The 18,351-nt window shown below is 72.0% G+C and carries 13 protein-coding genes; 6 read left to right on the top strand and 7 right to left on the bottom strand.

All coding sequences use genetic code 11. The annotated features are described in order from the left end of the window. From FV229_RS17840 to FV229_RS17815, 6 genes are all read left to right on the top strand, one after another. Nucleotides 1-634: SDR family NAD(P)-dependent oxidoreductase (locus tag FV229_RS17840; RefSeq protein ID WP_147753251.1), on the top strand; the 634-nt coding region annotated here is incomplete at its 5' end. A gap of 58 nt (nt 635-692) precedes the next feature. Beyond that, nucleotides 693-2,315 carry a gamma-glutamyltransferase family protein gene (locus FV229_RS17835; protein WP_147753250.1) on the top strand — a complete coding sequence of 541 codons (1,623 nt, stop codon included), beginning with the start codon at nt 693-695 and terminating at the stop codon, nt 2,313-2,315. A gap of 317 nt (nt 2,316-2,632) precedes the next feature. Continuing rightward, nucleotides 2,633-4,627 carry a YgiQ family radical SAM protein gene (locus FV229_RS17830; protein ID WP_246688240.1) on the top strand — a complete coding sequence of 665 codons (1,995 nt, stop codon included), beginning with the start codon at nt 2,633-2,635 and terminating at the stop codon, nt 4,625-4,627. Between the two features lie 61 nt (nt 4,628-4,688). Next, nucleotides 4,689-5,270, top strand: a complete 582-nt coding sequence (locus FV229_RS17825; RefSeq protein WP_147753248.1) for a hypothetical protein — start codon at nt 4,689-4,691, stop codon at nt 5,268-5,270. A 132-nt stretch (nt 5,271-5,402) separates the two neighbouring features. Further along, nucleotides 5,403-6,593, top strand: a complete 1,191-nt coding sequence (locus FV229_RS17820; RefSeq protein WP_147753247.1) for an iron-containing alcohol dehydrogenase — start codon at nt 5,403-5,405, stop codon at nt 6,591-6,593. Between the two features lie 195 nt (nt 6,594-6,788). Beyond that, nucleotides 6,789-8,210, top strand: a complete 1,422-nt coding sequence (locus FV229_RS17815; RefSeq protein ID WP_147753246.1) for a DUF2254 family protein — start codon at nt 6,789-6,791, stop codon at nt 8,208-8,210. 203 nt (nt 8,211-8,413) lie between these two features. Here FV229_RS17815 and FV229_RS17805 read toward each other — a convergent pair whose 3' ends face one another. From FV229_RS17805 to ftsH, 7 genes are all read right to left on the bottom strand, one after another. Beyond that, a complete protein-coding gene (locus tag FV229_RS17805; RefSeq protein WP_147753245.1) occupies nt 8,414-9,001 on the bottom strand; it encodes a DUF2147 domain-containing protein in 588 nt (195 codons plus the stop codon). Nucleotides 9,002-9,010: 9 nt separating this feature from the next. Next, the gene (locus tag FV229_RS17800) at nt 9,011-12,100 is read right to left on the bottom strand and encodes an efflux RND transporter permease subunit (protein WP_147753244.1); all 3,090 of its coding nucleotides are present in this window, start codon (nt 12,098-12,100) and stop codon (nt 9,011-9,013) included. A 45-nt stretch (nt 12,101-12,145) separates the two neighbouring features. Then, the gene (locus tag FV229_RS17795) at nt 12,146-13,390 is read right to left on the bottom strand and encodes an efflux RND transporter periplasmic adaptor subunit (RefSeq protein WP_147753243.1); all 1,245 of its coding nucleotides are present in this window, start codon (nt 13,388-13,390) and stop codon (nt 12,146-12,148) included. Beyond that, nucleotides 13,387-14,022 (bottom strand): TetR/AcrR family transcriptional regulator, encoded by a 636-nt coding sequence (locus tag FV229_RS17790; RefSeq protein ID WP_147753242.1) that lies wholly within the window; start codon nt 14,020-14,022, stop codon nt 13,387-13,389. Before FV229_RS17790 ends, FV229_RS17795 begins: the two co-directional genes overlap by 4 nt. Beyond that, nucleotides 14,019-14,291: a hypothetical protein gene (locus tag FV229_RS17785; protein ID WP_246688239.1), complete on the bottom strand. Its 273-nt coding sequence runs from the start codon at nt 14,289-14,291 to the stop codon at nt 14,019-14,021. The genes FV229_RS17790 and FV229_RS17785 overlap by 4 nt, the downstream gene beginning before the upstream one ends. Before the next feature lie 322 nt (nt 14,292-14,613). Further along, entirely contained in the window at nt 14,614-15,954 is a 1,341-nt protein-coding gene (gene glmM, locus FV229_RS17780; RefSeq protein ID WP_147753241.1) for a phosphoglucosamine mutase, read from the bottom strand. Nucleotides 15,955-16,218: 264 nt separating this feature from the next. Then, nucleotides 16,219-18,141, bottom strand: a complete 1,923-nt coding sequence (gene ftsH / locus FV229_RS17775; RefSeq protein ID WP_147728678.1) for an ATP-dependent zinc metalloprotease FtsH — start codon at nt 18,139-18,141, stop codon at nt 16,219-16,221. Nucleotides 18,142-18,351: the final 210 nt, after the last annotated feature.

Raw genomic sequence — 18,351 nt, 5'->3', positions numbered from 1 at the left:
GGCCCGGGCCGAGGCGGTCGGCGGGATCGGGATCGCCTGCGACGTGGCGGACGCGGCGAGCGCCGAGGCGGCGATCGCGCGGGCCGCCGAGGCGCACGGCCCCGCCCGCATCCTCGTGAACTGCGCCGGCATCGCCCCGGCCGCCCGCATCGTCGGGCGCGACGGGCCGGCCTCGCTCGAAGCCTTCGCGAAGGTGATCCAGGTCAACCTGGTCGGCTCGTTCAACCTGATGCGGCTGGTGGCGGCGGGCGCGGCCGGGCTCGACCCGCTCGAGGGCGGCGAGCGCGGGGTGATCGTCTCCACCGCCTCGATCGCGGCCTACGAGGGCCAGGTGGGACAAGCCGCCTACGCCGCCTCGAAGGCCGGCATCGTCGGGCTGACGCTGCCGGCGGCCCGCGAACTCGCGCCGCTCGGCATCCGCGTCTGCGCCATCGCGCCCGGCATCTTCGGCACGCCGATGCTCCTCGGCCTGCCCCAGGAGGTCCAGGACAGCTTAGGGGCCGCGGTGCCCTTCCCCGCCCGCCTCGGCCGGCCGGCGGAATACGCCGACCTCGTGCTGGCGATCGTCCGCAACCCGATGCTCAACGGCGAGACCATTCGGCTCGACGGCGCGATGCGCATGCAGGCGCGCTGAGGCTTCGCACGAATCTCAGCCTGACGCCGGTACGTCCGCTCGGTATCTGGGACCCGACATGTCGCAAACCTTCGACTGGACCTCCGCCTACCCCTCGATCCGCATGCCGATGTTCGGCCGCAACGTGGTCGCGACCTCGCACGCGCTGGCGGCGCAGGCCGGGATGCGGATGCTGTGGAAGGGCGGCAACGCGGTCGACGCCGCGATCGCCACCGCCGCGGCCAAGACGCTCACCGAGCCGTGCAGCAACGGCCTCGGCTCGGACGCCTTCTGCATCCTCTGGGACGGCAAGGAATTGCACGGCCTCAACGCCTCGGGCGGCGCGCCGGCGGCGTGGACGCCGGACTACTTCGCGCGGAAATACGGGCCGGCCGCCCGCCCGCCGATGCGCGGCTGGGATTCGGTGACGGTGCCCGGCGCCGTCGGCGCCTGGGTCGCCCTGTCCGAGCGCTTCGGCAAGCTGCCCTTCGCCGACCTGATGGAGCCGGCGATCGAGATCGCCGAGCGCGGATACCTCGCGCCGATCGTGGTGCAGCAGAAATGGGCCGCCGCGGCGCAGGTCCCCGACCTCGTGCGCCAGCCGGGTTTTGCCGAGTTCTTCCTGCCCCGCGGCCGCGCGCCGGACGTCGGCGAACTGGTGACGCTCAAGGCCGCCGCGCGGACGCTCCGCGCCATCGCCGAGACCAAGGGCAAGGCCTTCTACGAGGGCGAGATCGCCGAGGCCATGGCGCGGCACGCGAGCGAGAACGGCGGCGCGATGACGGTGGCGGACCTCGCCGCCTACCGCCCGGAATGGGTGACGCCGACGAAGAAGGACTACCGCGGCTACACGCTCCACGAGATCCCGCCGAACGGGCAGGGCATCGCCGCGCAGATCGCGCTCGGCATCCTCCAGAACTTCGACCTCGCCGGGATGGCGGTGGACGGCGCGACGGCGCAGCACCTGCAGATCGAGGCGATGAAGCTCGCCTTCGCCGACACCTACCGGTACGTCGCCGACGGCTTCGCGATGCGGGTGAGCCCCGAAGCGATGCTCGACGACGCCTACCTGGCCTCGCGCGCCAAGCTCATCGATCCGCGCCGCGCCCAGGATTTCGGCGCCGGCAACCCGGTGCGCGGCGGCACGATCTACCTCACCGCCGCCGACGAATCCGGCATGATGGTGAGCTTCATCCAGTCGAACTTCATGGGCTTCGGCTCTGGCGTCGTGCTGCCGGACTGGGGCCTGTCGCTGCAGAACCGCGGCTACGGCTTCGTCCTCGACGCAGCGAGCCCGAACTGCGTCGCGCCGGGCAAGCGCCCGTTCCACACCATCATCCCCGGCTTCCTCACCAAGGACGGCGCCCCGGTGATGAGTTTCGGCGTGATGGGCGGCAACATGCAGCCGCAGGGCCACCTGCAGACCCTGGTGCGGATGATCGACCACGGCCAGAACCCGCAAGCCGCCTGCGACGCCCCGCGCTGGCGCTTCAACCAGGGCTTCGAGATCAACGCCGAATCGGCGATGGCGCAGGACACCCTCGACGGCCTCGTCGCCCGCGGCCACCGGGTCGACGTGATCCAGGACAGCTACCAGGATTTCGGCGCCGGCCAGTTCATCTGGCGCATGGGCGACCCGGCCATCGAAGGCTACGCCGCCGCCAGCGACCCGCGCCGCGACGGGCAGGCGGTGGTGTGGTGAGGCGCGGGGCGGATGGGGCGTCGGCCCGAGGCGCGGGCCTGGTCGACTGACGGGTCTCGTCCCGGCCTCGCCGTTCGCGCGTCCATCCACGCGCGGACGCGGCTGTCGGAACGGATGCCGGGCCGACGTGGGAATGCCCGCTTTCCGCCTGTCTTCGAGTCCCGCGTCCGGCGCGGTCTGAAAGCAGGTCCCGGCCGCGTCGATCCGGTCGCGCCTCGCGCGCCCTTCGTTGAGCTCGCGGCCCCGGCGGTCTATGCACGGACCCCATGGACCTCCAAGCTTCTGCGAGCCGATCCCCGGCGCCCCTCGCCTGCCAGATGCGGCCATCCAGGAACGCGGCGCCGTTCCTGCCCATGAGCCGCGCCGAGATGGACGCGCTCGGGTGGGATTCCTGCGACATCGTCCTGGTGACGGGCGACGCCTACGTCGATCATCCGAGCTTCGGCATGGCCATCATCGGCCGGCTGCTCGAGGCGCAGGGGTTCCGGGTCGGCATCATCGCGCAGCCGGACTGGCAGTCGGCGGAGCCGTTCAAGGCGTTGGGCCGGCCGGCGCTGTTCTTCGGCGTCACCGGCGGCAACCTCGATTCGATGGTGAACCGCTATACGGCGGACCGTCGCCTGCGCCACGACGACGCCTACACGGCGGGCGGCGAAGGTGGAAAGCGCCCCGACCGCTCGACCATCGTCTACACGCAGCGCTGCCGCGAGGCCTACAAGGACGTGCCGATCATCCTCGGCGGCATCGAGGCCTCGCTGCGCCGCATCGCCCACTACGATTACTGGTCCGACAAGGTCCGCCGCTCGATCCTGGCGGATGCCAAGGCCGACCTGCTCCTCTACGGCAACGCCGAGCGCGCCGTGGTCGAGGTCGCCAACCGCCTCGCGGCCGACGCGGCGCCGCAGGACCTTGATTCCGTCCGGGGCGTCGCCCTGTTCCGCCGCGTGCCCGAGCACTACACGGAGCTGCCCGCCGACGACCTCGATTCGGCCGACGAGGCCGCCGGCCGCCGCCCCGGCGAGACCGTGATCCGGCTGCCCGCCTACGACGAGGTCAAGGACGACAAGGAGGCCTACGCCCGCGCCTCGCGGGTGCTGCACCGGGAGGCCAACCCAGGCAACGCCCGCCCCCTCGTCCAGCGCCACGGCGACCGCGACCTGTGGCTGAACCCGCCGCCGATCCCGCTCTCCAGCGAGGAGATGGATGCGGTCTACGACCTGCCCTACGCCCGCGCGCCCCATCCGTCCTACGGCGACGCGAAGATCCCCGCCTGGGACATGATCAAGTTCTCGGTGACGATCATGCGCGGCTGCTTCGGCGGCTGCACCTTCTGCTCCATCACCGAGCACGAGGGGCGCGTCATCCAGAACCGCTCGGAGGGCTCGATCCTGCGCGAGATCGAGCTCATTCGCGACAAGACGCCGGGCTTCACGGGCGTGATCTCGGATGTCGGCGGGCCGACGGCCAACATGTACCGGATGGCGTGCAAGGACCCGAAGATCGAGGCGGCGTGCCGGCTGCCGTCCTGCGTCTTCCCGGACATCTGCCCGAACCTGAACACCTCGCACGACGACCTGATCCGGCTCTATCGCAAGGTCCGCGAGGTCGAGGGCGTCAAGAAGGTGATGGTGGCGTCGGGCGTGCGCTACGACCTCGCGGTCCGAAGCCCCGAATACGTCGAGGAACTGGTGACCCACCACGTCGGCGGCCGCCTCAAGATCGCGCCCGAGCACACCGAGCGCGGACCCCTCGACCTGATGATGAAGCCGGGCATCGGCACCTACGACCGCTTCAAGGAGATGTTCGACGCCGCCGCCAAGAAGGCCGGCAAGAAATACTACCTGATCCCGTATTTCATCGCGGCCCATCCGGGCACGACCGACGAGGACATGCTGAACCTCGCCCTGTGGCTGAAGAAGAACGACTACCGCGCCGACCAGGTGCAGACGTTCCTGCCCTCGCCCATGGCGACCGCCACGACCATGTACCACACCGAGATCAACCCGCTGGAGGGCGTGCGGCGCGGCGGCAGCCAGCCGGTCGACGCGATCAAGGGGATGCGGCAGCGCCGGCTGCACAAGGCGTTCCTGCGCTACCACGACCCCGAGAACTGGCCCCTGCTGCGGGAGGCGCTGCGAACGATGGGCCGCGCCGACCTGATCGGGCCGAGGCCGGAGCAGCTCGTGCCGTCCTCGCAGCCGCCGGGAACGGGCCTGGGCAAGGCAGGGGGCAAGACGGGAGGCCAGCCGCGACCCGCGCGCCACCCGGGCGCGCCGCGTTTCACCACCAAGGGCATACCGTTGCGGAAGTGACGGCCTGGCGCCTCGCCCCCGAGCCGGCCGGCGGCCGACCCGGCCGATCGCGGAGGACTGCGTGAGCCTGGCCCGCATCCTGGCGGGGCTCGGCCTCCTCCTGCAGGCGGCCTGCGACCGGCCAGGCGGGTGCCCCGCCGGTCAGGCGGTCGCCCTGTCGGCCGACGCGGCGGAGCGGAGGATCGCGGCCGTCCTGCCGAAGGGCTGGACGGTCGCCGCCCGGGCGAAGGGGGCCGTGCCCTACGGCGTCGTCCCGGGCCCCGGGGGACCCGACGCCGCGGCGGTGCTGCTGACGCTCGTCGGGCCGGAGCGGGTCGCGATCAGCGGGTATCACTGCGTGCGGGGCGCCTTCTGCGCCGAGCCGATCGCGGCGCGCGAGGCCGTCGAGGTCTGGATCGTGTCGGCCGCCTTCGCCGAGGCCGCGGGTCCGCCGGCCATGACCACCCGAGGCGCATCCCTGATCGCAAGCTGCCGGGGCCGGGCGATCTACGGTCTGGCCTCCCGCTACGCCGGAGAGGCGATCGACTTCGATGGCGGCTTCACGGGCAGCTCCACCGAGACGTCCCGCATGCCGCCTGCGTCCGGCGACCTGCCGGTCTCGTGGCAAACTTGGCGGCAGGACGTGGGAGCGGTCGTCCGGTGATCCCGTCCGCCTGCGCGACGCGGCGGTTTTTCCGCCGGATCGTCCACGGAGCCGGGCCGGCTCCCGCTGGCGAACGATCCCGGGCGCTGTAGGCTGGCGCGGCGAAACACCCTTCCGCCGAGGCGCCCGGCCATGACCCCGTTCCTGTTCCAGACCACGCCGAACCTGCTGTTCGAGGCCGGGGCGGTCGCCAAGATCCCCGACCTCGTCGCCGGGCTCGGGGCGAAGAACGTCCTGCTGGTGACCGACCGGGGCGTGCGCGCCGCCGGCCTGACGTGGGGTGCGGAAGCGGCGCTGGCCGAGGCCGGCTGCCGGGTCGCGGTGTTCGAGGACGTGGTCGCCGACCCGCCGAGCCACGTGGTCGAGGCGGCGGCCGCCTTCGCGCGGGCGTCGGGCAGCGAACTGGTGCTGGCGATCGGCGGCGGCTCGGCGCTCGATACCGCCAAGCTCGTGGCCTACCTCGCCCGCTCGCACGAGGCCCTCGATGCGATCTACGGCGTCGGCCTCGCCAAGGGCGCGCGCCTGCCGCTGATCCTGGTGCCGACCACCGCCGGGACCGGCTCGGAGGTGACGCCGATCGCCATCGTCACCACGCCGACCCAGGAGAAGAAGGGCGTCGTCGCCCCGCGCCTGCTGCCCGACTGGGCGGTGCTCGACCCGGAGCTGACGCTGGGCCTGCCCGCCGCCGTCACCGCGGCCACCGGCGTCGACGCGATGGTGCATGCGATCGAGGCCTATACCAGCCGCCACCGCAAGAACCCGATCTCCGACGGCCTCGCCCGGCAGGCGCTCGGCCTGCTCGCCTGCCACATCCGCACCGCCTGCGCGGACGGCGGCGATGTCGAGGCGCGCTCAGGCATGCTGCTCGGGTCGATGCTCGCCGGCATGGCCTTCGCCAACGCGCCGGTGGCGGCGGTGCACGCGCTGGCCTACCCGGTCGGCGCGCGGTTCCACGTGCCGCACGGGCTCTCGAACGCGCTGGTGCTGATGGGCGTGCTGCGCTTCAACCTGCCCGAGGCGCAGGCGCTCTACGCCGAGCTCGCGCCGATCCTCGACCCGGACGCCCGCGACCGGCCCGACGCCGAGGCGGCCGAGCGCTTCGTCGCGGCGCTGGCCGCGATCTGCCGCGATTGCGGCGTCCCGGCCTCGCTGTCGGCGGTCGGCATCGCGGAATCCGACCTCGATCGCCTCGCCGACGACGCGATGAAGCAGACCCGCCTCCTGGTGAACAACCCGCGGACGGTGACCCGCCCCGACGCGCGCGCGATCTACGCGGAGGCGCTGGCCGGCACGGCCGCGATCCAACCCACGCCCTCGTCCTGAGGCGCCCGCGTCAGCGGGCCTCGAAGGAGGCCTCGAGGGATCGCAGCGGCCGGCTGGAGGGCTCCTTCGAGGCGGCCGCCTCGCGGCCGCACCTCAGGATCAGGGCGGTGGGTGGGATCGGCGCGGCGGTTTCCGTCGGCCCTTTCCGGGCGGATGCCCCTATAGGAGGGGCACACAGGAGCGACGCCGCCGACCATGCCAGCCATCGAGACGGTCCCGAACCGCGTCGCCGCCGCCGTCCGGCGGTCCTTCCGGCAGTTCCTGGCGCTGCCGCTCGCGACGATCGTCGGCTTCGTCGGGCTCAACGCGCTGGTCTACCTCGCCGACCGCTCCTGGTCCGGGGGCGCGGCGCCGACGGGCTTCCGCTGGCTCGGCGAACTGCTCGGGGATCGCGCGGCGCTCGGCAGCCTGCTCACCACCGTGGCGTCGAGCATCATCACGGTGACGTCGATCACCTTCTCGCTGCTGCTCATCGCCGTGCAGCAGGGCGCGGCCTCGCTCACCGCGCAGGTCACCGACCAGTTCATGGCCCGGCGCACCAACCAGTTCTACTTCGGCTACTTCGTCGGCCTGTCGGTCTTCGTGCTGATGACCCTGGTGACCAACACCGAGTTCCACCGGCCGGTCTTCGGCACGAGCCTCGCCCTGGTGATGACGACCTTCGCCCTCTGCCTCGTCATCGTGATGCTCTACAACACCATCGACCAGATGCGGCCCGAGCGCATCGTCCAGTTCATCCACGAACAGATCCTGAAGGCCCGCGCCGACGACGAGCGCCTGCTCGCGCGCACCCGGCGGACGCCCCGCCCGGGCTGGAGCGCGCGCGCGGTGGTTCGCGCGACCGAGCGCGGCTACGTCGTCGGCCTCGACCCCGACAGGATCGAGGCCGCGGTCGTGCGCGCGGCGCCGGAGGCCGTCGAGGTGCTGATGCGGGTCCCGGTCGGGACCTTCCGGGCGCTCGGCGACCCGCTCTTCGACATCCGGGCCCGGCCGGGCTTCCTGCTGGAGGCGGAGGCGCGGGCGGCGATCGAGGCCGCGTGCCTGCGCGCGCTCACCTTCGACGACGGGCGCGACCTCGGGCACGACGCCGGCTACGGGCTGCACCAGCTCGCCACCATCGCCTGGACCTCGGTCTCGACCGCCAAGTCCAACCCCAGCCCCGGCCGCGTCGTCCTCCTGGCCCTGCGCGACGTCGTCGCCCGCTGGAGCCCCGGCGAGCTCGACCCGCCGGAGGCGCCGGACGCGCGCGTGATCCTGGCCGACCACGCCCCGACCGCGGCCACCGACGCGCTGGAGGCGGTGATCGTCGTCGCCTCGGAATCGATCCAGTGCCAGACGCTGGCCGAGGCCATGGACAGCCTGGCGATCCTGCTCGGCCACGTCGCCACGCCGACGGCGGAGCGGCTCGCCGACATCGCCCACCGCTCGCTCTCCGCCCTCGGCGAGCACGTGCTGACCCGCGAGTTGGAGGCCTCCCTCCACGACCTCGCCGCGGCGCTCTCCGCCCGCGGTTTCGACGAGGGCGCCGCGGCCGTCGCGTCGGCGACGCGGGCGCTGGCCGGCAGCCTCGGCACCCTCAACTCGCGCTCGACCCGCGTGCCGGGGACGACCGGTTAGAGTTCCGGAGCGTCGCCGACGCCCCATCCCGCCCTCCGCCTCATTCTGAGGCGCCCGCGTCAGCGGGCCTCGAAGGAGGCCTCGAGGGATCGCAGCGGCCTCCGGAGGGCTCCTTCGAGGCGGCCGCTTCGCATCCGCACCTCAGGATGAGGGGGTTGGATGGGTCGAAGCGCGCCGTCGCCGTTCGTGAGACCTTCGCGCCGCTACTTCGGCGCCGGCGCGCCCGCGGGCTTGGCGGACGGCTTCGGCGCGGCTCCGGGCTTGGGCGCCCATTCGGGGTCCGAGCGCGGGCCGCCGGGGGTGTCGGTGGCGGCGGTGATCTGACCGGGGACCACGTCGCCCACCCGCGTCCAGGTCTGGGTCTGGCACAGAACCGAGAGCAGGCAGCCCTTCACCGACAGCTCGGCCGGCGTCTCGCTCCAGATCGTCACGTCGTAGGACTTGCCGTTGTCGCCGTTGTAGATCTTGCCGGCGAAGCGCCCGTCGTCGTTCTTCTTCAGCCCGAGGATCATCTGGTGGCCGAGGAGCGGCCGCGCCTGGCGCTTCGGGTCGGGGTTGTAGCGGTCGATCTTCGGCTTGCCGTCCTCGCCCAGCGGCTTCGAACCCCAGACGACGTAGCCGCAGAGGTTGGCGCCGCCCGGCCCGCAATGCTCGGTCCGCACCCGGGCACGCCCGTCCTCGGTGAACCAGGTGCCGGTGGGATCCGCCGCGGCGGCCGGGTTCGCGCCGAGGGTGGCGGCGGCGAGGCCGAGGAGGGCGAGGGTCGAGACGCGGGCGGAACGGACTGGCATTCGGTTTCCTCAAGGCGAAGGGGACGGATGGGCCTGCCCGGCCTCGTCGCGGGCGCCGACGAAGCGGCCGAACACCCGTCCGAGGACCCGGCTCAGGCCCTCCATCAGCAGGAACAAAGCCGGCACGAAGACCAGCGAGAGCAGGGTCGAGACGATCAGCCCGGCGATCACCGCGACCGCCATCGGCGCGCGGAACTCGCCGCCGACGCCGAGCGCCATGGCGGAGGGCACCATGCCCGCGGCCATGGCGATCGTGGTCATCACGATCGGGCGAGCGCGCTTGCGGCCGGCCTCGACGATGGCGGTGACGGCGTCGACCCCGCGACCCATCTCCTCGACGGCGAAGTCGACGAGCATGATCGCGTTCTTGGTCACCAGCCCCATCAGCATCAGGATGCCGATCACCACCGGCATCGAGATCGGCATGTTCATCACCAGGAGCCCCAGGATCGCGCCGCCGATCGAGAGCGGCAGCGAGAAGAGGATCGTCAGCGGCTGCAGGAACGAGCCGAACAGCAGCACGAGCACGGCGTAGACCATCATGATCCCGGCGCCCATGGCCAGGAGGAAGCCGGAGAACACCTCGCCCATGATCTCGGCGTCGCCGGTCTGGCGGATGGTGACGCCCGGCGGCAGGGACTTCGCCGTCGGCGTCTCCAGCGCCTGGGCGATGAGGGAGCCGAGCGCGTCCGAGCCCTCCATGTTGGCCTCCACCGCGACGCGCACGACGCGGTCGTAGCGGTCGATCGCGCCCGGGCCCTGGTCGAGCTCGATGTCGGCCACCGCCGCCAGCGGCACCGCGGTGCCGTTCTTGGCCGGCACCTTCAGGTTCTCCAGCCGCGAGACCGCGCCGCGGGCGCTGTCGGGCAGCTGCACCCGGATCGGGACCTGGCGGTCGGCGGCGTTGAACTTGGCGAGGTTCAGGCCGATGTCGCCGATCGTGCCGACGCGGACCGTCTCGGCGATGGCGTCGGTGGAGACGCCGAGGTCGGCCGCCACCCCGGGCTTCGGCCGGATGCGGACCTCGGTGCGGTTCAAGGGCGCCGTGGACATCACCGCGACGAGGTGCGGGATCGCGGCCATGTCGCGCTGGAGTTTTGCTGCGACCTCGGCCACCACGGCGGCGTCCGGGCCGCCGACCACGAGGGCGAGGTCGCGCTGGCCGGAATCGCGCAGCGACCAGGAGCGGATGTCGGGCTCCTGAGCGATGAGCCCGGCGATCTCGGTCTCCAGCGCGGCCTGCGACTTGGCGCGGGCGTTCTTCGGCGTCAGGTTGACGGTGAGCGTCGCCAGCCGCGTCTCCTTCTTGCCGCCGACCTGCCGGCCGCCGTCGACGAAGACCGACACCACCTCCGGCAGGGCGCGGATGCGGGCGACCACCCGGTCCGACACGGCGACGGTGTCGGCGAGCCGCGCGCCGGGCGCCAGCTCGAGCATGAACAGGGTGCGGGCGTTGTCCTGCTTCGGCACGAAGCCCGAGGGCAGGAGGCCGGTGGAGGCCAGCGAGCCGGCAAACAACGCCAGCCCGACCATGAGGGTGATCACCCGGTGGCGCACCGACCAGCCGACGAGGCGGCCGTAGGCGCGCATCACCGGCCCCTCGCGCGCCTCCACGTGGGCGTGGTCGCGCAGGAAGTAGGCGGCGAGCATCGGCGTGATCAGCCGCGCCACGAGCAGCGACATGAACACCGAGACCGCGATGGTCAGCCCGAACTGGATGAAGTAGCGCCCGGCGATTCCCGGCATGAACGACACCGGCGCGAACACCGCGATCAGGGTCGCGGTGATGGCGATGACGGCAAGGCCGATCTCGTCGGCGCCCTCGATCGCCGCGCGGTAGGGCGACTTCCCCATCCGCATGTGGCGGACGATGTTCTCGATCTCGACGATGGCGTCGTCGACCAGGATGCCGGTGACCAGCGTGATCGCGAGCAGGCTGATGCCGTTCAAGGTGAAGCCGAGCGCGTCCATCGCCCAGAAGGTCGGGAACACCGAGAGCGGCAGCGCCAGGGCCGCGATCAGCGTCGCGCGCCAGTCGCGCAGGAACAGGAACACCACCAGCACGGCAAGCGCCGCCCCCTCGATCAGGGTGTGCATCGCCGAATCGTAGGAGCCGATCGTGGCCGAGACGGACGAGTCGATCTTCTCGAACCGGACGTCGGGATAGCCGGTCTCGAATTCCGCGATCTTGCGCTCGACGCCTGCGGCGACCTCGGCGTCGCTCGCGCCCGAGCCGCGGGAGACCGCGAAGGCCACAACCGGGCGCCCGTCGAAGCGGGCGAAGGTGCGCGGCTCCTCGATCGCGTCGCGCACGGCGGCCAAGTCGTCGAGCCGCACCTTGCGGCCGCCGGGCAGGACGATGGAGGTGGCCTTGAGGTCGGCGAGCGTCCGCGCGGCGGCCAGCGTCCGGATCGACTGCTCGCGGCCGCCGACCTCGCCGCGCCCGCCCGCCATGTCGGCCGAGGTGAGGCGCAGCTGCCGGTTCACGTCGGCCGCGGTGATGCCGAGCGCCAGGAGCCGGTCGGGCTGGAGTTCGATGCGCATCTCGCGCGCCACGCCCCCGACGCGCTCGACCCCGCCGACGCCCTTCACCCCCTGGAGGATGCGGGCGAACTTGTCCTCGACGAGCCAGGACAGCTCGGCCGGGCTCATCGCCGGCGCGGTGACGCCGTAGATCAGGATCGGCAGGCCGGCGATCTCGACGCGGCTGATCACCGGCTCGTCGATGGTGCGCGGCAGGTTGATGCGGATCTTCGAGACCGCGTCCTTCACGTCGTTGACGGCCCGGTCGGTGTTCACCTCCAGCCGGAACTCGACGGTGGTGACGGAGGAGCCCTCGGTGATCGCCGAGGTGATGTGCTTGACCCCGCGCACGCCGGCGATCGAGTCCTCGACCCACTTCGTCACCTGGGTCTGAAGCTCGGACGGCGCGGCGCCGCTCTGCGTGATCGCCACCGAGACGATCGGCACGTCGACGTTCGGCATCCGCGTCACCGCGAGCCCGCGGAAGCTGACGAGGCCCAGCACGATCAGGACGAGGAACAGGACCAGCGGCCCGATCGGGTTGCGGATCGCGTAGGCCGAGACGTTCAGGCGCATCGGGCGGCCGGTCCTTTTCGGGCGTGCGGCGGGGACGGGTTCAGATCACGGGGCGTCGGCGTCGGCGCTCGCCTCGGGCGACGGCGCCTCGGCCAAAGCCGGGGCGACGGCCGCCAGCGGGACGGGGCGGACCTTGTCGCCGTCGCGCAGGAAGCTGCCGGCGCGGGCGACGACGCGCTCGCCCTCGGAGAGGCCGCCGCGGATCTCGATGTCGTCGTCGTCGGACAGGCCGGTGCGGACCGCGCGGGCCTCCACCGTGTCGCCGGCGACCACGAGGACGCTGCTGCGCTCCGGCCCGCCGTAGAGCACGGACGCCTGGGGCACGGTGACGCCGCGGGTGCGGGCGATCTCGACCGCGCCGCGGGCGAAGGTGCCGATGCGAAGCCGCGGGTCGGCGTCCAGGCGGACGCGGACCTTGCCGAGCCGGGTCGCCCGGTCGACCTCCGGGTAGACCGCGCGGACGCTGCCCTGGACGCGCGCGCCGGCGCCGATGTCGACCCAGGCCGGCCGGCCCTCCCGCAGGAGCGGCAGCTTGGTCTCGACGACCTCGCCCTCCAACTCGATCTCGCCCCGTGCGATCAGGCGGAACAGTGGCTCGGCCGCGGACGAGGCGGTGATGCCGACCCGCGCGGTGCGGCGGCTGACGACGCCCGCTTCCGGGGCGCGAATCTCGGTGCGGGCGAGCCGCAGCTCCAGCTCGTCCCGCACCGCCTTGGCCTGGGCAAGCTCGGCCTTGGCGATGACGAGGCCGTTGCGGGCGAAGGCGAGCTTGCCCTCGGCCTGGCGCATCGCCGAGGTTCGCCCTTCCATGATCACCGCCGTGCCGTTCCCGGTCTGCATCAGCTGCTTGGCGCGGTCGTAGGCGAGGCGCGCCTCGAGGCCTGCCGCCTCCGCCTGCTCGATGGTGCTCTCGGCCTGCGGCACGGCGGCGGTCGCCTTGTCGACGAGGGCGGCCTGCTGGGCGATCTGGCGGTCGATCAGGTCGTGCGACAGGCGGGCGAGCACCTGGCCGCGGGCGACCCGGGCGCCCTCCTCGACCAGCACCTCGGTGACGCGGTAGCCGTCGATCTCCGGGGTGATCAGGATTTCGTCGCGCGGCACCAGCGTGCCGGTGACGACGACGCTCTCGACGATCTCGCGGCGCGCCGCCTCGACCACGCTGACCGCGGGGGCGGGCGCCGCCTTGACCGGCGCCGGGGCGATTCCGGCTTGCGCCGGCAGGGGTAGCGCGAGGGATACGACGAGGGCGGCGAGCCCGAAGTGGCGGGCGCCGGGCGCGGAAAACGTCATCGGCTGGGCTCCGCGGAGGAGGTCGGGGCGAGGGGAAGGCGCCCGTCCAGGCCCGCCTCGAGCAGGGCGAGGAGCTGGGCGACGGATGCCGCCGGGTCGTAGTCGGGCAGCAGCGCGCGATCGACGACGATGCCCTTCATCAGGGGACCCAGCAGGGCGTAGAGGGCGACCGGATCGCAGGCGGGAGACCGCGCCAACACGCCGAAGGTCTCGACGAACCAGCTCCGCGCCTCGGCTTCGCCCCGCGCCGTCATCGCGGCGATGGCCGGGTTGCGGGTCGCCTCGGACCAGATGTCGATCCGCAGGATCGCGGTCTCGCGGGTGATCGAGACGAAGTAGCGGGTGACGATGCCGAGGAGCGCCGCGCGGCGGTCGCCGTCGCGCTCCAGCTCGGCCACCAGGCGGGCGCCGCGGGCGCGCTCGCCCTCGGCGAGCCCGAGGACGAGGTCCTCCTTCGAGGCGAAGTAGCGGTAGAAGTTGCCCGGGCTCATCGCCGCCTCGCGGGCGAGGTCCTGCATCGTGGTGCGGTGGAAGCCGTTGCGCACGAAGCACGCCTCGGCGGCCGCCAGGATGTGCTCGCGCCGGGCCGAGGGCTCGATCCGCGCGGCGACCACCGCGCCGCCGGCGCTCATCGGGCGACGCTCGCCGTGAGCTCGTGCGGAACGATGCGGCTCGCATCCTTGCCCGTCGGGACGCCCGCGCAGGCGGCGGGCCGCAAATCGAGCCCGGCGCAGGACCGCGCCTGCCAGCCGGCGGGGCCGGCCCCGGTCCAGCCGATCAGCGCGACCCAGCCGAGGCCGAGGAGCGCGGCGACCGCGAGGTTGGCCGGGGTCGCGACGGCGCGAAGCTCCGCGAGGCGGGGGGCGAGGTCGAACCGGCTGTCGGAAACGGAAACGCCCATGGCGGACTCCTGCGTACCGAGCTGGTATAATGAACGTTCATTCCCAAGTCAATGAACGTTCATTCTCAAGCTCGATCGCGAAGGATGCGCTTCGTCGACCGAGAGCCTCCTCTCCCCGCGGGCGGGGAGAGGCCCGCACGGACCTCGCCGTCCGTGCGGGAAGCGAAGGCAAGGCCGTAGCGGCGGTGAGGGGGTGCCAACGGACGAGCCTCCTTCGGCCAAGCCCCCTCACCTTCGGCTACCGCCTCGCTTGGCCGACGACGAGGTCGGCCAAGCCCTCTCCCCGCCTGCGGGGAGAGGGGATGCGCGCAAGCCGACCGGCTCAGGCGGCGGCGCGCGTCACCGCATCCACGACCTCGTCCACGACGTCGTTGACGAGGCCGCGGTCGTCGCCCTCGGCCATCACGCGGATCACCGGCTCGGTGCCGGAGGGGCGGATGACGAGGCGGCCGCCGTTGCCCAGGCGCTCGCGGGCGTGCTCGATCGCCGTGACGACGCTGTCGGCGCGCAGGGGCTCGCCCGAGCGGTAGCGCACGTTCTTCAGGATCTGCGGCAGCGGATCGAAGCAGTGGCAGACCTCGCTCACCGGCTTTTCGCTGCGCTGGACCACGCTCAGCACCTGCAACGCGGCCACCAGCCCGTCGCCGGTGGTGGCGTAGTCCGACATGATGATGTGGCCGGATTGCTCGCCGCCGAGGTTGTAGCCGTGCTCGCGCATATGCTCGAGCACGTAGCGGTCGCCCACCGCCGTGCGCGCGAGCGAGAGGCCGATCCCGCCAAGGTAGCGCTCCAGGCCGAGGTTGGACATGATCGTGGCCACGATGCCCGGCTGGGTCAGGAGGTCGTCCTCCTTCCACGAGCGGGCGACGACCGCCATGAGCTGGTCGCCGTCGACGACCTGGCCCTTCTCGTCCACGATCAGCACCCGGTCGGCGTCGCCGTCCAGCGCGATGCCGATGTCGGCCCGCAGCTCCCGGACCTTGGCGACGAGGGCGGCCGGCGCCGTCGAGCCGACGTCGCGGTTGATGTTGAAGCCGTCGGGCTCGACGCCGATGGCGATCACCTCGGCGCCGAGCTCCCAGAGGGTCTCGGGCGCGACGCGGTAGGCGGCGCCGTTGGCGCAGTCGACCACGATGCGCAGGCCGTCCAGCGTCACGTTGCGCGGCAGCGAGCGCTTGGCGAACTCGATGTAGCGGGCGTGCACGCTCTCGATGCGCTTGGCCCGGCCGAGCGACATCGAGCCGGCGAGCTTGGTGTGCAGCTCGCTGTCGATCAGCGCCTCGATCTCGCGCTCGATCGCGTCGTTGAGCTTGAACCCGTCGGGCCCGAACAGCTTGATGCCGTTGTCCTCGAACGGGTTGTGCGAGGCCGAGATCATCACGCCGATGTCGGCGCGCATCGAGCGGGTCAGCATGGCCACCGCCGGGGTCGGCATCGGCCCGAGCTGCAGCACGTCCATGCCGACGGAGGTGAAGCCGGCGATCAGCGCGGTCTCGATCATGTAGCCCGAGAGCCGCGTGTCCTTGCCGATGACGACGCGGTGGCGATGGTCGCCGCGCTGGAACACCAGCCCCGCCGCCTGGCCGACCTTCAGCGCCAGCTCCGGCGTGATCACCCCGTTGGCCCGGCCGCGAATGCCGTCGGTGCCGAAATACTTTCTCACGAAACTCTCCGTCCCCTCGGGCGCGCGACCTTTCGGTCAACCTATCATCGATCGCACGGCGAGCGCAGATCGCGTCCCGTTACAGTGAATCGACGCCGTCATCGCGCAGCTTGTCTCATCGCTGCTCCGCAGCGTGGCGCCGACCGGCCCCCTCTCCCGGACGCGACAGGGGACCCGCGCGCCCTCATCCATCGAATGGGCTAACCGCCCAAAGAAAAGGGCGCCGCAATGGCGCCCTCTTCGTTGGCCGACAGGTCAGACCGATCAGCCCTGCGGCTGCGGCTCCAGTCCGCCGTCGCTCTCCTTCGGCCGGCCGCGGCCGGCGGAGGGCACCGAGGAGCCGCGGGCCGGGGTCGGCGGCACGTCGCCGCCGTCGCGGACCGGGGGACGGCCCTTCAGCAGGTTCTTGATCTCGTCGCCGGACAGCGTCTCGTATTCGAGCAGCCCTTGCGCCAGCGCCTCGAGGTCGTCCTTCCTGTCGGCGAGGATGCGACGGGCCTCCTCCAGGCCGGTCTCGACGAGGCGGCGGACCTCCGCGTCGATCTTCTGGGCGGTCGACTCGGACACCGTCTGCTGGCGGCCCATCGACATGCCGAGGAAGACCTCGTCGTTGTTGTCGCCGTAGGCGACGGTGCCGAGCTCAGGGCTGAATCCCCAGCGCGTGACCATCATCTTGGCGAGCCGCGTCGCCTGCTCGATGTCGGACTGCGCCCCCGAGGTGACCTTGTCGGGGCCGAAGGTCATCTCCTCGGCGATGCGGCCGCCCATCATGATGGCGAGGCGCGAGGTCATCTGCTCGAACGACATCGACAGCTTGTCGCGCTCGGGCAGCTGCATGACCATGCCGAGCGCACGGCCGCGCGGGATGATCGTCGCCTTGTGGACGGGATCGGTGGCCGGCACGTTGAAGGCGACGATGGCGTGGCCGCCCTCGTGGTAGGCCGTGAGCCGCTTCTCGTCCTCGGTCATGACGAGGGTGCGCCGCTCGGCGCCCATCATGACCTTGTCCTTGGCGTCCTCGAACTCGTGCATCGTGACGATGCGCTTGCCGCGACGCGCGGCCAACAGAGCCGACTCGTTGACGAGGTTCATCAGGTCGGCGCCCGAGAAGCCGGGGGTGCCGCGGGCGATGACCTTGAGGTCGACGTCCGGCGCCAGCGGCACCTTGCGGACGTGGACGCGCAGGATGCGCTCGCGGCCGGTGACGTCCGGGTTCGGCACCATGATCTGGCGGTCGAACCGGCCGGGACGCAGCAGGGCCGGGTCGAGCACGTCGGGGCGGTTGGTCGCCGCGATGATGATCACGCCCTCGTTGGCCTCGAAGCCGTCCATCTCCACGAGCAACTGGTTGAGGGTCTGCTCGCGCTCGTCGTTGCCGCCGCCGAGGCCCGCGCCGCGATGGCGACCGACCGCGTCGATCTCGTCGATGAAGATGATGCAGGGCGCGTTCTTCTTGGCCTGCTCGAACATGTCGCGGACGCGGCTGGCGCCGACGCCGACGAACATCTCGACGAAGTCCGAGCCCGAGATGGTGAAGAACGGCACGTTGGCCTCACCCGCCACCGCGCGGGCGATCAGGGTCTTACCGGTGCCGGGGGGGCCGACGAGAAGCACGCCGCGCGGGATGCGCCCGCCGAGCCGCTGGAACTTTTGGGGATCGCGCAGGAACTCGACGATCTCCTGCAGGTCTTCCTTCGCCTCTTCCACGCCGGCGACGTCATCGAACGACACGCGCCCATGCGCCTCGTTCAGCAGCTTCGCCTTGGACTTGCCAAAGCCCATGGCGCGGCCGGCGCCCGACTGCATCTGCCGGGACAGGAACACCCAGGCGCCGATGAAGACGAGGATCGGCAGCCAGCTGACCAAGAGCTGGATGAACCACGGGGTGTTGTCGGACGGGGGACGCGCGGTGATCTGAACGCCCTTGCCCGAAAGCTTCGAGACGAGGCCGGGATCGTTCGGCGCGTAGCTGGTGAAGCTGCCGCCGCCGACATACGAGCCGGACACGTCCTGGCCCGAGATCACCACGGACTGGATCTTGCCGGCGTCGGCGTCGTTGAGAAGCTGGCTGTAGGCGATCTCGCTCCCGCCGCCGCGGTGACCCGGATTCTGGAACAGGGTCACCAGGGCCAGGACGAGGAGGAAGATGACGACCCACAAGGCAAAATTGCGAAAATTCGGGTTCATCGATCAATCCCTGGGGCGTGTGGGCCGGCTGCCCGCCGCTGCGGGTTCGTCCGCGCACGCCGAGCCAATGTAGGCAGAGCCCTCCCCCTTGCCAAGTAAGCCGGGCGCCCCTGCGGCAAGGCTGTCAGTGGCGAGGCTGTCGGGGGCGGGGTCGTCGCCACGCCGCGGTGGCGCCGGCCGGATCGTCACGCGGCCGGCCGCGTCGGCGGC

This window comes from Methylobacterium sp. WL120, from assembly GCF_008039465.1.
Taxonomy (GTDB): Bacteria; Pseudomonadota; Alphaproteobacteria; order Rhizobiales; family Beijerinckiaceae; genus Methylobacterium; species Methylobacterium cerastii.
This window is presented reverse-complemented; position numbering and strand designations above follow the sequence as displayed.